The organism is Wohlfahrtiimonas populi, assembly GCF_002006795.1.
Lineage (GTDB): Bacteria > Pseudomonadota > Gammaproteobacteria > Cardiobacteriales > Wohlfahrtiimonadaceae > Wohlfahrtiimonas > Wohlfahrtiimonas populi.
Map to the genome: position 1 here is coordinate 132,526 of NZ_MVDN01000001.1, position 15,578 is coordinate 148,103.

General features: G+C 37.3%; 17 protein-coding genes. 4 read left to right on the forward strand and 13 right to left on the reverse strand.

All coding sequences use genetic code 11. The annotated features are described in order from the left end of the window. Positions 1-8 precede the first annotated feature (8 nt). The 11 genes from mutT to BZK16_RS00740 form a co-directional block, all read right to left on the reverse strand. Entirely contained in the window at positions 9-422 is a 414-nt protein-coding gene (mutT, locus tag BZK16_RS00685) for an 8-oxo-dGTP diphosphatase MutT (RefSeq protein ID WP_077926981.1), read from the reverse strand. Continuing rightward, complete coding sequence (locus BZK16_RS00690) at positions 422-703, reverse strand: NUDIX domain-containing protein (RefSeq protein ID WP_077926982.1); 282 nt, start codon at positions 701-703, stop codon at positions 422-424. The genes mutT and BZK16_RS00690 overlap by 1 nt, the downstream gene beginning before the upstream one ends. Next, positions 703-1,881, reverse strand: coding sequence for a CinA family nicotinamide mononucleotide deamidase-related protein (locus tag BZK16_RS00695; protein ID WP_077926983.1), 1,179 nt, complete (start codon positions 1,879-1,881; stop codon positions 703-705). Before BZK16_RS00695 ends, BZK16_RS00690 begins: the two co-directional genes overlap by 1 nt. Then, positions 1,881-3,359: a sigma-54-dependent transcriptional regulator gene (locus tag BZK16_RS00700; protein WP_077926984.1), complete on the reverse strand. Its 1,479-nt coding sequence runs from the start codon at positions 3,357-3,359 to the stop codon at positions 1,881-1,883. Before BZK16_RS00700 ends, BZK16_RS00695 begins: the two co-directional genes overlap by 1 nt. A 37-nt stretch (positions 3,360-3,396) precedes the next feature. Further along, on the reverse strand, positions 3,397-4,989 hold the full coding sequence (locus tag BZK16_RS00705; protein WP_077926985.1) for a sensor histidine kinase: 1,593 nt from the start codon (positions 4,987-4,989) through the stop codon (positions 3,397-3,399). A 49-nt stretch (positions 4,990-5,038) separates the two neighbouring features. Then, positions 5,039-5,530 carry a DUF2726 domain-containing protein gene (locus BZK16_RS00710; protein WP_077926986.1) on the reverse strand — a complete coding sequence of 164 codons (492 nt, stop codon included), beginning with the start codon at positions 5,528-5,530 and terminating at the stop codon, positions 5,039-5,041. 15 nt (positions 5,531-5,545) lie between these two features. Continuing rightward, on the reverse strand, positions 5,546-7,438 hold the full coding sequence (locus tag BZK16_RS00715; RefSeq protein ID WP_077926987.1) for a lytic transglycosylase domain-containing protein: 1,893 nt from the start codon (positions 7,436-7,438) through the stop codon (positions 5,546-5,548). Positions 7,439-7,788: 350 nt separating this feature from the next. Continuing rightward, positions 7,789-8,424 carry a uracil phosphoribosyltransferase gene (upp, locus tag BZK16_RS00725; protein WP_077926989.1) on the reverse strand — a complete coding sequence of 212 codons (636 nt, stop codon included), beginning with the start codon at positions 8,422-8,424 and terminating at the stop codon, positions 7,789-7,791. 63 nt (positions 8,425-8,487) lie between these two features. Next, the gene (grxD, locus tag BZK16_RS00730; RefSeq protein ID WP_077926990.1) at positions 8,488-8,820 is read right to left on the reverse strand and encodes a Grx4 family monothiol glutaredoxin; all 333 of its coding nucleotides are present in this window, start codon (positions 8,818-8,820) and stop codon (positions 8,488-8,490) included. A 102-nt stretch (positions 8,821-8,922) separates the two neighbouring features. Next, the gene (locus BZK16_RS00735; RefSeq protein ID WP_077926991.1) at positions 8,923-10,197 is read right to left on the reverse strand and encodes a glutamate-5-semialdehyde dehydrogenase; all 1,275 of its coding nucleotides are present in this window, start codon (positions 10,195-10,197) and stop codon (positions 8,923-8,925) included. A 42-nt stretch (positions 10,198-10,239) separates the two neighbouring features. Beyond that, positions 10,240-10,845, reverse strand: a complete 606-nt coding sequence (locus BZK16_RS00740; protein ID WP_077926992.1) for an ankyrin repeat domain-containing protein — start codon at positions 10,843-10,845, stop codon at positions 10,240-10,242. A gap of 104 nt (positions 10,846-10,949) precedes the next feature. Here BZK16_RS00740 and BZK16_RS00745 point away from each other — a divergent pair, with 104 nt between their 5' ends. Both BZK16_RS00745 and BZK16_RS00750 read left to right on the forward strand, forming a co-directional pair. Continuing rightward, complete coding sequence (locus tag BZK16_RS00745; RefSeq protein ID WP_077926993.1) at positions 10,950-11,309, forward strand: hypothetical protein; 360 nt, start codon at positions 10,950-10,952, stop codon at positions 11,307-11,309. Positions 11,310-11,373: 64 nt separating this feature from the next. Further along, entirely contained in the window at positions 11,374-12,972 is a 1,599-nt protein-coding gene (locus BZK16_RS00750) for a multicopper oxidase family protein (RefSeq protein WP_077926994.1), read from the forward strand. 53 nt (positions 12,973-13,025) lie between these two features. Here BZK16_RS00750 and BZK16_RS00755 read toward each other — a convergent pair whose 3' ends face one another. Then, entirely contained in the window at positions 13,026-13,649 is a 624-nt protein-coding gene (locus tag BZK16_RS00755; RefSeq protein ID WP_077926995.1) for a LysE family translocator, read from the reverse strand. Positions 13,650-13,786: 137 nt separating this feature from the next. After that, positions 13,787-14,155 (reverse strand): hypothetical protein, encoded by a 369-nt coding sequence (locus tag BZK16_RS00760; protein WP_077926996.1) that lies wholly within the window; start codon positions 14,153-14,155, stop codon positions 13,787-13,789. Between the two features lie 192 nt (positions 14,156-14,347). Between BZK16_RS00760 and BZK16_RS00765 the strand changes: the two genes are divergently transcribed. Both BZK16_RS00765 and BZK16_RS00770 read left to right on the forward strand, forming a co-directional pair. Further along, positions 14,348-14,773: a hypothetical protein gene (locus BZK16_RS00765; RefSeq protein WP_077926997.1), complete on the forward strand. Its 426-nt coding sequence runs from the start codon at positions 14,348-14,350 to the stop codon at positions 14,771-14,773. A 35-nt stretch (positions 14,774-14,808) separates the two neighbouring features. Next, a complete protein-coding gene (locus BZK16_RS00770) occupies positions 14,809-15,570 on the forward strand; it encodes a class I SAM-dependent methyltransferase (RefSeq protein WP_077926998.1) in 762 nt (253 codons plus the stop codon). The last annotated feature ends 8 nt before the right edge of the window (positions 15,571-15,578 follow it).

The following is a 15,578-nucleotide window of genomic DNA, read 5'->3' on the forward strand; positions in this document are numbered from 1 at the left end:
AGAATCTATTAGTTCGGCATGATGCCATTTTTGATCTCATCAATTAGAATATAATCCGCAGGTGGAAAATCAACAGAAGATAAGTCTGCAGCATTGATCCAGCGTATTGCTTGATTTTCACGGCCATAAGGTTCGCCTTCAAAACTATAAACATCATAGACCACAAATTCGATTACTTTATCTTCATAGTCATGTTTAAAGTCCATGCGATGAGTGAAGTCATGAACTAAAATGCCCACTTCTTCATCCAATTCACGATCTAACGTTTCAATATCTGTTTCGCCAGTTTCTACTTTGCCACCTGGAAATTCCCATAATCCACCAAAGTTCTTTATTTCAGGTCTTTGGCAAATCAAAATCTCATCCATCGCCGGGTTCCAAATCACAGCCATTACAACGCGTAAATATTGCTTTTCTTCCATTACTCTTCCACTGTCTGTAGTNCAAATTCGATTACTTTATCTTCATAGTCATGTTTAAAGTCCATGCGATGAGTGAAGTCATGAACTAAAATGCCCACTTCTTCATCCAATTCACGATCTAACGTTTCAATATCTGTTTCGCCAGTTTCTACTTTGCCACCTGGAAATTCCCATAATCCACCAAAGTTCTTTATTTCAGGTCTTTGGCAAATCAAAATCTCATCCATCGCCGGGTTCCAAATCACAGCCATTACAACGCGTAAATATTGCTTTTCTTCCATTACTCTTCCACTGTCTGTAGTTGGTTCTTTAAAAAATTAAAGCAGTTAATTACTGCAAACGCCATCGCCTCTTCTTTTTGATGACGCGGTATTTGAATCATTTTTGAAAAATATTGATCATTCAATAACATATGTAATTGGCATTCCCAAACTGTTGTTTTCTCGCTGGGATGCTCTGTCACTGCCAATACAATATCACTGCCTAAATCATTTTGTACCTGTGTTAAATATTCACGTTTAAATGAGCCACGTTTGACCAATCCACCTGTAAATACTTCCAATGTTTTACCATAAGCCATTAAACGACTTGCCATCATGCCCGCTGTAAACCATTCCACACACGCAATTTTAAACTCGTTCTTTTTGCACAAAGATAAAATATACTCTTCCATTGTGTCAGAGTTATGACCAAAAATATAAGGTTTCAATAACTCTTCAACCTCAGTTTTATAAGACTGAATCAATGTTAAAGCTTCTTCTTTATTATGTGCTTTAGCTGATATTCTCACACTAATCCCATTAATGCCAGAGGCTAAATAAGATAATTTTGGATTACCAATTTCAGCTAAATCATCATCAATCTTCGCAACTTTTTCTGCCACATCTGACTCTGGAATGCCCCAAACTTTCACAGTTTCTGTATAGATTTGCTCATCTATCGGTGCAATCTCACGCAACTTAGGAATCACAGAGCCTTCAAAAATTGCCTTCATTTCATAAGGCACGCCTGGCAATAAAAAATAATGTTTATGATTGTGATATAGATACAAACCTGGTGCTGTGCCGGGGAATTGATCCAAAATCACAGTACCTTTGGGATAATAAGCTTGACGATAATTATTGTTGCTCATTTCAATGTTACGAATGGCAAATTTCTCTTTAATCATTTCAGTCAATGCTTCATCATAAACCAACTCTAAACCCAATGTTTTTGCTAGAGTTTCCTTGGTAATATCATCTTGCGTTGGCCCTAATCCACCTGTTGCAATAATGATGTCAGCACGCTGTGTTGCCAATGCAAATACTTGCTCAATATTGTTAGCATTATCACCCACTGTGGTTTTAAAATGACTATTGATGCCCATTTGGCTGAACTGCTGTGATAACCACACTGAGTTTGTATCCACCAACTGCCCTAATAATAGCTCTGTGCCCACCGAGATGATTTCTGCTTTCATTATTCGTCATCCTCTATATTGAGTTTTTTCAAACGATAGCGAAACGTTCTAAAGGAAATACCCAATTGTTTCGCCGCTTCTGTTTTACTGTGATTTTCTGCCAAGGATCTTTTTAGAATCTTACGTTCAACCGCTTCTAAATAACCTTCCAAGTCATCAATATAATCTGGAATATCTGGATCCTCTAGATCACACATTGTCATTGTGTCAGAAGGTTCAAATTGCACTTTTTGTGGTTCGGCAGGAATCACAGGCTCAGCAACAGCAACAACTGGTGCAACTTCATGAGAAACTTCTGGAATAATGGTGGGCTGAATTTCAATCACAGGGTCAAAGGCTGGAATATGACAATTTCCACTCAATAATAAGTTATCTGGCTGAATCATATCCGCATCACATAAAGCAGATGCTCGCTCTAAAATATTCTCTAATTCGCGTACATTGCCTGGGAAGGAATAGCTTTTCAAAACATCAATAGATGCAGGAGAAATATCTACATTGCGTCTATTCTCTTCATTTAAACGATTCAGGATCACATCTACCAATAAGGGCACATCTGATAATCGCTGACGCAAAGCAGGCACATTCAATGAAATAACATTCAAACGATAGAATAAATCCTGACGGAATTCCTGCTCCTGTACCAACATTGCTAATGCTTTGTGGGATGCAGATAAAATTCGCACATTTACAGGAATTTCTTTCATCTCACCAATCGGGCGAATTGCGCGCTCTTGAATTGCACGCAATAACTTCACTTGCATTGATAAAGGAAGATCCGCCACTTCATCTAGCAATAAAGTACCGCCATCTGCTGCTTGGAATAATCCTTTTTTATCTTTATCTGCACCAGTAAAACTACCTTTCTTATGGCCGAATAATTCACTTTCTACTAAATGCTCAGGTAAAGCACCACAGTTGACAGCAATGAATGGGCCTTCAAATCTTGGGCTTTCTGCATGAATGGCACGCGCCACAACTTCTTTACCTGTACCTGATTCACCTGTGATATAAATCGGTGCTTGTGAACGTGCAATTTTACGAATCTGTTCGCGCATTTCAACCATAGCAGTGGATTCACCATATAAACCATGAACAGATTCTGCTTTAGGGATTTTTTTAGTTTCAATGGCATTCAATGCCAAGCTACGCAAAGCTTCCACTTCAAAAGGCTTTGAAATGAAGTCAAATGCACCCAGCTTTAATGCTTCAATGGCACTTTCCACATTGCCATGGGCAGTCATCATCGCAACAGGCAAATTCGGCAATTTATCTTGAATGTAACGCAAAATATCAAAGCCATCGCCATCAGGTAATTTGAGATCTGTTAAGCAAACATCAAAGCTCTCTTCTTGAAGCGCGATGATCGCTTCTGAGACGGAATAAGCTTCCACACAATCAATATTAATCGATAGAAAACTCATCGAAATCAGTTCACAGATATTTTCTTCATCATCAATTATGAGTGCTTTATACATTCCGCTCCTTTGCCATTGTCTATTAATTCAATCGCTATTATACATTTTTAGGGAAAATGATTCTGAATCCATGTTTCTCTTCATCAACTTCTACATATTGAATCAAACCACCATTGGATAAACATAACTCTTTTGTAATATATAAACCTAATCCTGTGCCATTTTTATGAGTTGTGAAAAATGGCTCAAACAAATGCTGTTTCACATTTTCGGTCAAACCATTCCCATTATCATAAATGGATAAAACTGGCGTTTCACCCTTCATTTCTGCTTCGATCATAATTTTTAATTCATCTTCAGATCGGCCTGAATGAATGATGGCATTGTTCAATAAATTTGTAATCATTTGTCTTAAAATGGACATTTCAAATAATACACGAGAAACATCAGGTGCGATATCCACTGTGATTCGATCTTTCAGATTGGGATATTCCACCAAAAACTCATCTAAAACTTCATCTAAAAATAGTGGCAATTTAAAATATTTTCGCTCTAACTCGTTTTTACGCGCCAAAACCAATACATCTGTGATGATACGATTGGCACGTTGCACATTGTTATTGATCATATTGATGAGCTTATTTTCAATGGGCGTAACGCCTTCTTGCTCACCCAGCAATTGACTTGCTTGATAAATAGAAGCCATAGGATTACGAATTTCATGGGCAATCGCTGCGGTTAATCGCCCCAATGCCACTAATTTTTCCTGCTGAGCGCGCATATTAACAATGTCTGTTGGCTCAATTTGGATCAAGGAATAATGCCCTGTTGGCTGTTTGATTTCATCAAACTCCACATAATATCGTTCATTATTATATTCAAACAATGATGGATCCATGAACTTCAAATAGTTCCAAAGATAAAATCGTTCTGTTAATGTTGGTAAATAATCCATCAAGTAACTATCTTGTAGATCCAAATCACCAAACCAAGATTTAATGTAGTTATTCATCAAAATGATTCGACCTGCTGAATCTAAAACAATTAACCCCGAGCGAGATTGCTGAATGATTGCTTCATGCAAAATGGCGGCTTTTTTCAGCTCTTCATTTTTGCGCTCAACTTCTAGTTGTGATGCTTCATATTTATGCAACCATGAGTTTGTGAGCATCAATGCTAAAAAGGCAAAACAGTTTTGTCCTATTAATCTCAATATTCCTTGAGAGATCATTAGCTTGTACCAAGAGTGCTGAAACTCCCCTGGATTGAATTCAAATTTAATCCAAAGCGCGAGCTGAATAAGCACAGATACAGCTAATAATGATAATGCACCTGTTCTTGATAAGAATGCACCATGCACCATAAAAGAGATCAATAATAGAATTACTAATGGGCTATTTAAGCCATCTGTGTAATAACAGAGCGCAGAGATGAATGCTAAATCTAATAATCCAAAAATATAGATAAATTTAGTGGTTTGAAATTGTTGGCGCTTTAAAATTAATGTGGAAACCAACAAAAATACCAAATACGTTAATAAAACGATTTGAAAATAACGCGAAATTGGCAATGCTTCAGGTGAAACGCGCGCGCTTAAAATATAAACAGAAGATAAAATCACCGCCATAATTAAGCGGAAGATTCCCAATAATTGAATGGGGATTCCTCTTGGTTGTATATCTTGTGCCATAAATTTATCTCAATATCTCGCCACAAGGCTAGATATAAATATTAAGTTATTACAAATAATGAATCACTAATTGCTGTAATTTATCCTGATCATATTGTTGGCCTTTCATCAATGGAATCAAAGGCACGTTTAAATCCTGTAACAATTTTTCCAAGTTAGCAGAAGAGTTGATAGACAAAGCAACTACTGGTGAAAATGTACGAGTATCCACCAACATAAAATCACAGCTCACTTGTTTCAAATCTCGCTCTAATCGCTCTTGAATTTCTGGTGCTAAATTAGGATCTACAGTAATAAATGTTGTTAATTGTGATTTTGGAAATACCTGAATATGATCTTTCTTCGCCACAATTTCTTGCAAGAACTTCAATAAGCTCTGCTCATGAATGCTCAAGCCACTTGTTTTAGTACGAAAAGCATTAGGAATATTGTCGCTACTTTGCGTTGGGCTTGCAATTTTCTTCGGATTCGTGCGTTTAAATTTAAATAAAAACACTAAACCTACAACGACAACAATAGTGAAAAAAATCTTAAATAACATATCAACTCGCTTTAATTATTCTGGATAAAAGCTATTTAAATATTCTGTAATGCGAACTTTACGGCCTTTTTGGTAATGATAAATCACCACATTTTCTAAAATGCTTTTCACATAACCGCGCGTTTCACGATAAGGAATGGATTCAACCCAAAGCACAATATCTGCCATTGGCGGATCAATCCAGTTTTTAACTTTATGAGGACCAGCATTATAGCTTGCTAAAATATACGACCAATTTTTGCCAACAACACCGCTCACATCGTCTAAATATGCTGAGCCATAACGAATATTGTAAACTGGATCATACAAACTGCCACGCTTTTCACTCAATTTTTTTGCCATTTTTTCAGCGGTCGGAATCAATAATTGCATCAAACCATAAGCATCTGCATGGGATTTAACATCTGGTTGGAATAAACTCTCTTGACGAATCAATCCCCACAATAATTCAGGTGGATAGCCATATAACTTAGCTGCTTGATTCACTTCTTTTTCATAGCCCATTGGATAACGAATGTGCAATGCACCTGGCATTTTTGCAGCAACGCCTGCACGAATGCCTAAATCATAATAACCTTGATCATAAGCCACAAAGCTCGCTGTATTCTTTTGACCTTGTGATGCTGTACGTAAACCTTGTTGCCAAGCTTGATGCGCAAAATTACGCTCATTCACTTTCATTAAATCTAATGCAACTTTGAATGATTTATTTGTCAAAGCTTCACGTTTGTCTGCTTTACGCTTAACAATAGATTCCAATACAGCATAAGGCTGATTCAATTCATCCGCGGCTAAAAAGCCATAGAAACTTGTTTGCCCTGCGATTTTTTTGAATGTTTCAGCTGCTTGTGTTTTATTGCCAATGCATTGATACATTTTGCCTTGCCAATATGTCCAAGTTGGATCTTCGCTGGCTTTGATGGATAAACGATCTAAATAATCCAAAGCAGCATCGCAGTTACCTGCTTGTGCATTCAATTTGAAGCCGCTGATTTTTACATCATCGCCTTGCTCATTTTTAGGAATGCTTTCAATTCTGCCTAAAGGATCAATCGCATCCGCTCGCCCCGCTTGATAAACCGCCAATAAGTTTCTCAATGTGGAATAATCACCATTGGTTACTAATTGGTTTTTCTTCACAAAAGCCAAACCATTCAACGCATTTGTGGAATCGTTTTTGCCCCATTGACGCACAGCTAAAGCATAGAATTTGCTGGAATCTTTAAAATATTGCCCCTGCTTCATCAACTGCCCAGCAGGATTCTCCACGATTTGAATCATGGATTGATAATATTTACGCTTCGCTTCTGGCAAATGTGGCAATAAGTTTTTTGCACGACTCAACTGCAGGTTTTTAACCAATTCACCTGATTTTTGATCTAAAATTTCTTTTGGTGCATATTTGCTTAACCATACTTTTTCAACGGGTAAACACGTTGATAATGGCGTAGAAACTTTGATCCAATAAGATTGGAAGCGCTTGGCATCGAATGCTTTCGGATTCGATTGTAAAATTGCATCATCCGCAATACAACGTAAAAACTGGCTAGGATCATCTTTTAAATGATCAATGATGAAATCATACTCTTTTTGCCCCAATTCATAACGATAGAAATCGTTCTTCAAGGATGCCGTAAACAGTTCATCAGGATTATTTTGAAGAAATTTCAAAACCGTTTCACGTGGCAATTTCTTCAAATTTTGCTGAACATAATAGTATTCTAAATAAGGCGCAACAGATGTGCCTTTCAAGGCTTTCAATGATTTCTCATAGCCTTCGACATTATTATTTTGAATGAAGGTTTTCCCCTTCGTAAAAGCAGAGATTTCACTACTATTAAGCGCTAAAGAAGCCTGCCATAACACACTCACTGAGATCAACGTTGCTACGATTACTTTTACCTTCATTCTAATGTCNTTGCCCCAATTCATAACGATAGAAATCGTTCTTCAAGGATGCCGTAAACAGTTCATCAGGATTATTTTGAAGAAATTTCAAAACCGTTTCACGTGGCAATTTCTTCAAATTTTGCTGAACATAATAGTATTCTAAATAAGGCGCAACAGATGTGCCTTTCAAGGCTTTCAATGATTTCTCATAGCCTTCGACATTATTATTTTGAATGAAGGTTTTCCCCTTCGTAAAAGCAGAGATTTCACTACTATTAAGCGCTAAAGAAGCCTGCCATAACACACTCACTGAGATCAACGTTGCTACGATTACTTTTACCTTCATTCTAATGTCTACCTTTTGTTACTTAATCGTACGCTACTGTACCAAAAATCTTATCACCAGCATCACCTAGACCTGGTAAGATGTAAGCATTTTCATTCAAACATTTATCAATAGATGCTGTATAGATTTCAATGTCAGGATGCTTTTCCTTAACTTTTTCTAAACCTTCTGGTGCGCACACTAAGAACAAACCTTTAATTTTTGTACAACCTTTTGCTTTCAACAAATCGATTGTCGCGATTAAAGTACCACCTGTTGCTAACATTGGATCTAGAATGATCGCTGTACGTTCATCCATGTGAGTTGTCAATTTTGCATAGTAAGCACGTGGTTCTAAAGTTTCTTCATCACGCTCAAAACCTACAACAGATACGCGCGCGCTTGGAATGCACTCCAAAGCACCATCTAACATACCAATGCCAGCACGTAAAATTGGTACAACTGTAACTTTACGACCTTTTAAACGATCAACATCAACGTTGCCTGCCCAACCTTCGATAGTAACAGTTTCCATTGGTAAATCTTTAGTTGCTTCATACGCTAGCATTGTCGTGATTTCAGAAGATAAACGGCGAAATTCTGCTGTGCTGATTTCCTTCTGACGCAACAAGCCCAATTTATGTGCCACTAATGGATGTTTAACTTCTACTATTTTCATATAATTTCCTAATTTTTCACGCTATGGAAAAAAGCCCCAAGATATGGGACTTTTTCATGATGTTTATTTTGCCGCTTCGTCAATGGCTTTTTGCATCAAATCTTTTAACTCACCACTTTCATACAATTCTAAAGTGATATCACATCCGCCGATCAATTCGCCGCCCACATAGATTTGTGGAAATGTTGGCCAATCTTGATAGAAAGGCAAGAAGTTATAAATATTTTCATCATCAAAAATATTTACCGCAGCGAATGGTAAACCTGTTGCTGCTAAAGCTTGTGCTGCACGACTAGAGAAACCGCACATTGGAAACTGTGGCGTACCTTTCATGTAGATCACTACTGGGTTTTCCGTCACTTGTTGACGAATCAACTCTAAAGTTTGTTCTTTCATTAACTGCTCCTAAATGAATGAAAATTCGAATCATTCTAACACTATTAACGCCGTTATTCATTATCAATAAACAACGCACCACAACAACTATAGTCCATTACCTTAGGTTCTGATCTCGCCATGACCTAATACAATGTATTTTTGTGAGGTCAAACCTTCTAATCCAACGGGTCCACGTGCATGAATTTTATCAGTGGAGATGCCAATTTCAGCCCCCAAACCAAATTCAAAACCATCACAGAAACGCGAAGATGCATTCACCATCACACAAGCAGAATCCACCATTCTTAGGAATGTTGTTGTATTGGAATAACACTCACTGATGATCACATCCGTATGATGAGAACCATAGTGATTAATGTGTGCAATCGCTGCATCTAAATCCTTCACAACTTTAATCGCGATGATTGGCCCTAAATATTCTTCTCGCCAATCTTCTTCTGTTGCGATTAATGTAGAGATTTCATGCTCATTTAAAATGGCTTGTACTTGTTCACATGCGCGCATTTCTACAGTTTTTAATACAAAAACTTCAGCAATTTTTGGTAAGAACTCTTTTGCAGCTTTCTCATGCACTAATAATGTTTCCATTGTATTACATGGTGCATAGCGCTGAGTTTTCGCATTATCGGCAACTTTCACTGCTAAATCTAAATCTGCAAATTCATCCACAAATGTGTGGCAAACACCATCCAAATGTTTAATCACAGGCACAGTTGCACTTGCATTAATACGGCTCACTAATGATTTGCCACCACGCGGAATGATCACATCAATGTAATCTTTTGCTGTCACCATCAAATCCACAACGGCACGATCCTGCGTTGCAACGATCTGTACAGAATGTTCCGACAATGCAGTATGAGATAAAGCCTCTTTAAGAATCTTTGCTAAACATTGATTCGTATGGAAAGCATCGCTGCCACCACGCAAAATCGCCGCATTGCCTGATTTTAAGCACAATGATGCGGCATCAATCGTCACATTTGGGCGCGCTTCATAAATGATTCCGATTACGCCCAAAGGCACACGCATTTTTCCAACGGAAATACCTGATGGACGAGGTTTCACATCCGTAATTTCACCAACTGGATCAGGTAATGCAATCATATCCACAACGCCTTGCGCCATTGATTGAATGCGACCTTTATCCAATAATAAACGATCAATGAATGCTTCCGTTAAGCTATTGCCACGAGCGATGTCACAATCTTTTTGATTTTCAGCAATGATCACATCCACATTTTTCATGATCTCATCATGGATCAATTGTAATGCACGATTCTTCTCTGCTGTACTTGCTTTTAACAGGGAACTACTGGCAGTTCTTGCTTGCTGACCAACTTTCGCCCAATATGTTTGCAATGAATCTGTCATAAATCTCATATCCTAAGGTATTTCAAAATGCTTCCATTATGGCTATACACCGCCATGTTTTGCAACAATTTCAGCAATCATCATATTGCCTCTCTCTTTTGCTAATCTAAATGGCGTTTTACTGTAAGAATCCACCATGTTTGGATCAGCGCCATTCGTCAATAAAAGCTCTACAACTTTCTGTTGTCTTTCATCATCACCATTTAAAGTCACAGCTTCAATCAATGCGGTCCAACCTAAATAATTTGTATGATTAGGATTAATGTCCGTTTGTGTTAGTAAATATTCCACCACCTCAACATTGCCCTTTTCAGATGCAGGCGTTAATCCATTACCACCAAAGCGCGTTAAACATTCTAAATCCGCACCTGCTTCCACCATGATTTTCACAAGTTTTAAATCATTATGAATACAGCCCCACAAAAAAGGATTAAAACGCATATTATCTTGTGCATTCAGATCCACGCCAATCAAAATGAGATATTGCACCAAATCATAATATTGGTTCATGGCAGCAATTTGCAATGTTGTCCGCTTTTGCCCATCTCTTGCAAAAATCACCGAGCGATCTTGTAGATAATATTTATTTGCTTCTTCTGCATAGTTATTTTGAATGGCTGCCAAAAAATCTTGTGATTGCTGATTCATAACGCTTCCCCTTAAGTTTTAATTATTTGAATCTAGGTCAAGATTAGTGTAAATCATCTGTAAATACAATTGAGGCTTAATTTCTTTCCGTTATAATTATTGCCATGATTAAACATAAATTATTTTCTATAGTATTAGTGATCATCACTGTACTCATCACAAATTTCTCTTTCGCGATCGCTGTGAAAGATGCTTTTGCGCCTGCATTAGACAACACTGTGATGATGGAAAATACAATGCACAACGATAGCGCCCACATGAATCATCACTCCAGTGATAATTTAATGGAATGCGAAATTCATTGCGATGCATTGATGATGTCTTGTGCTTTAGGCATCAGCAACTTTAGCAATACTGAAATCACTTATTCTCATGCCATCATTAAACAATTAAACATTTTTTCAGATGATGCGCTCTACTCCGTTGATCTCATACAAGACCATAAACCACCCATATTCTCGTAATTTTTAAACTTTGTATCGCCAAAAATTTATTACAAATTTAATTTAAAATTATGAGGATTTTATTATGAAACGTAGAACGTTTATGATTCGTGCGGCTTCTGTTGCGGGCGCTGTTGTTGCAACTAATGTATTAGCATTTGGTCAAAGCCATGGCGGACATGGCAAAATGGGTGGCATGAGCCACGGCAATATGAGCAACATGAATCACGGTAGTATGATGGGTGAAGGCGGCCACGATATGGCACAAATGATCTCCCCCGGATATCAATTGGGCAATCGCACTTTAACCGCTAAAGATATTCAACAATTGCAAAATGCCACAAAAGATCTATTACCTGTATCAGCCATTCCACATGGTACAGATTTACCTGCACTACCAATACTGAAAAATGAAAGTACCGAACCTAAATTATTCAAAGCAACGTTAACAGCCAAACCTGTCAATGTTGAATTGATCAAAGGTAAACCTACAGATTTTTGGGCTTACAATGATTCCATTCCCGGCCCAACCATTGAAGTTTATGAAGGTGATACTGTAGAAATCACTTTAGATAACCAGTTGCCACAGCCAACAACCATCCATTGGCACGGCATTTTAGTGCCTGCGGATCAAGATGGTAATCCACAAGATGAAGTGAAACCTGGTGCAAAACGTACTTATAAATTCACAATCCCTGAAGGTACAGCGGGTACATATTGGTATCATCCACATGGGCACAACACAGTTGCAGAGCAAGCTTATCGTGGTTTAGCTGGCGTTTTCATTGTGAAATCAAAAACTGATCCTTATGCAAAATTCGCACAGCAAAATTGGTTATTCTCTGATCTTAAACTCAAAGCCAATGGCAAAATCGCCGAGAACACTTTCAATGATTGGATGAATGGTCGTGAAGGTCAATTCTTATTGATGAACGGTGCATTGAAGCCTACAGTAAATATCACAGAACCAACGCGCGTTCGTATTTGGAATGCTTGTTCTGCTAAATTTTTGAATCTTGCATTGGCAGACGCGAAAGTTTACATCATCGCGACAGATGGCGGTTTCTTAGAAAATCCACAAGAAATTCAAAAGTTATTATTAACACCAGGTGAACGCGCTGAATTATTGATAGTACCAACTTCAACAGGCACTGTTGCATTGAAATCCTTGGCTTATGATCGCGGTAAAATGGGGATGGTTCCTTCTGACCCAGATATGGAACTTGCAACAGTAAATTTACAAAAAAGTGCATCAGTGACATTGCCAAAAAATATTCGTAAATTACCAGTGTATGAAAAGCCATCCATTAAACGCTTAATTGAATACACAGAAGTGATGAATCATAACCAATTACTATTCTTAGTGAATGGCAAAATGCACGATATGAACCGCAATGATGTGACTGTAAAAGCTGGCGAAGTGGAAGAATGGGTGATTTTCAATAACTCTCACATGGATCATAACTTCCATATTCATGGCACGCAGTTTTTAGTAATTGAGCATGATTACAATGAACAAAAATCTAAGCCTGAGATTAACGGTTTCAAAGATACTGTGAATCTTCGCCCTTATGAGAAAGTAACCATTCGCTTTATTCAGGATGAAAAAGGTTTGCGTATGTATCACTGCCATATTTTCGAGCATGAAACATTGGGTATGATGGGACAATTGATGACAAAATAACCTCTAGTACTTATAGACATGTAAAAGCCCGATTGATTCGGGCTTTTTTAATATTAAGAGGCTTTACTCATTGCTAATTTCACAGCAAACAAAATAAAAATCCCGCCAGTGATTCGATCCATCCACTGTGTGAATTTAGGTTGTTTTAAAACTCTACCAATGCGCTGTGTTGCTGAAATCAACATTGCAAACCATACAAACGTCAATGCAATATGAATCATCACTAATATGAAAGTCCAAGCAATAGGTGAATGATTCGCAGGGATAAATTGCGGTAAAAATGAGATATAAAACACACCAATTTTTGGATTCAGTAAATTCCCTAACATGCCACGAACAAACCAATTACTGCTCTGCTTACCATCTGATTGGGCTAATTCAAATTGTTCTCTTGGTCGCACAATCATTTGTAAACCTAACCATGATAAATAGAGCGCACCACACCATTTTAAAATGGTATAAGCCAATTCAGAGGTTGCCAATAATGCACCCAAACCAAAAGCAATCATTGCGCCCCATAAAAAACAACCTAAGTTAATTCCAATCGCAGCTTGCCATGCTTGCTTTCGCCCTTCGCTCGCAGCTGTTCTTAAAATTAAAGCTGTATCCAATCCTGGTGTGATCGTCAATAAAACAGCCGCAAGAGAAAAAGCTAAAAGCGCATCAGTGATGGACATCGTGGCTCCAAAAGATAATTGAACTCATCGAAAATACTATAAATTTCACTCAAAATAAAAGCCTTGTCAATAAAAAAGCCCGATTGATTCGGGCTTTTTAGCATTCGAAGTGGGAGTGCTCGAGAGGAATGATCGTATTAGAATGCTTTTTTAATATCTTTTACTGCTTTTTTACTGTCTTTCTTCACATCTTTTACTGCTTTCTTGCTATCTCTTTGTACATCTTTCACTGCCTTTTTACCATCTTTAGCAACATCATCTACACCTTTTTTAGTTGCATCTTCAACTTTATCGCCTGCTTTATCAATGGCATTGCCTGTATTTTTCACTGCTTCTGCGCCACCATTCACAGCATCTTTAGCTGTGTCTTTTACTGCATCCACTGCTTTATCAGTACCCTTTTCTACAGCACTTTCAAGTTTTTTGAGAACTGGAACTTCTTGTGCAATAGCTGTTAAGCCAAATAAAGACGCGGATAAGACAGAAGCTAAAATAATTTTTTTCATGGTTTTCTCCTATTGTAATTATCATCAGTGTTTATTTATTCAATATTATTATTAACTAATCAACGTTATTATATAATGATTAACACGTCAATTATTATATAAAATATTAGTGGCTAATATAAATCGTAGTAGTACAATGTATACCACACACCATTCATCATAATAATAAAAATATAATGAAAGGATATTAAAATGAATGACGAGAATGACATTATTCAATTTATCAGTGAAAAATTAAATCTTTACCCTGAAATTCGTTATGACAACTCTGTGAAAGATCAAATCTCTATTTTCACTAATCATGACAATGGCTTTGATATTATTCTCTATTCTGACGAAGCTAAAAGCATTTTATATTTGGGTGATTTTTATATAGACTTTGAGCATACAGACCATGATATTACTGCGCTCATTCACTTAGTATTTTATGCATTGGTTGGCAAAGTTAAATTAGAGATATTCTGTAAAAATAATCAGCCTTATAAATTTAATCTCCATGCGCTCAATGAGGATGGCGATTGGTATGTTTATAAAACCATGAAATCCATGTTTTATAAATTTTGGCAAAAAACTTCCACCAAACATCTACAAAATCAGTTTTCGGCAAAGTTTTTATAACATTGGATAATCAATGCAATTAGGAGATTTTCAGCATGAATGAGCAACAACAAAAATCTCTCAATTGGTTTATAGTCAATGGCGATCAATACGCTAAATACCGCCCCAAATATCCTGAAGCATTGGGAAAATTATTAGCATCTCTGACACAAAAGCAATGCCATGCTTTGGATGTTGGCTGTGGTACAGGACAACTCACACAAATCTTGGCGAACTATTTTGATCATGTCACTGGCATTGATCCTAGTGAAGAACAGATACTGAATGCAACGCTCAAAGATAATATCCATTATATGTCAGGCTTTGCAGAGCAATTCCCCGATTCAATTCGTCATATTGATTTAGTGACGATTGCACAAGCAGCCCATTGGGTAGATTTACCAAAATTCTATACAGAAGCACAACGTGTTGCAGCACAAAATAGCGTGATTGCATTGATCAGTTATGGCGTTTTTGATTCAGATAGTGATATTAGAGAAAGATTACATCAATTCTATTATGACGATATTGGCGCTTATTGGCCTGCCGAACGTAAAATGGTGGATGATGGTTATCGTAATATTTATTTTCCATTTGAGGAAATTCCTATACAACTGATGGAAATTTCACTTCAGTGGAACTTAGAGCAACTAATGGGCTATATTTCAACTTGGTCAGCAATCAAAAAAGCTAAATCTGTGGGCAAAGAGGATTTACTCATACAGTTCCATCAAGAACTGAGCGAGCTTTGGGGCGTTCCTACACAGCTCAAAACAATCGTATGGCCTGTTAATATCAGAGCTGGTAAACTTTCATAAATCAATCT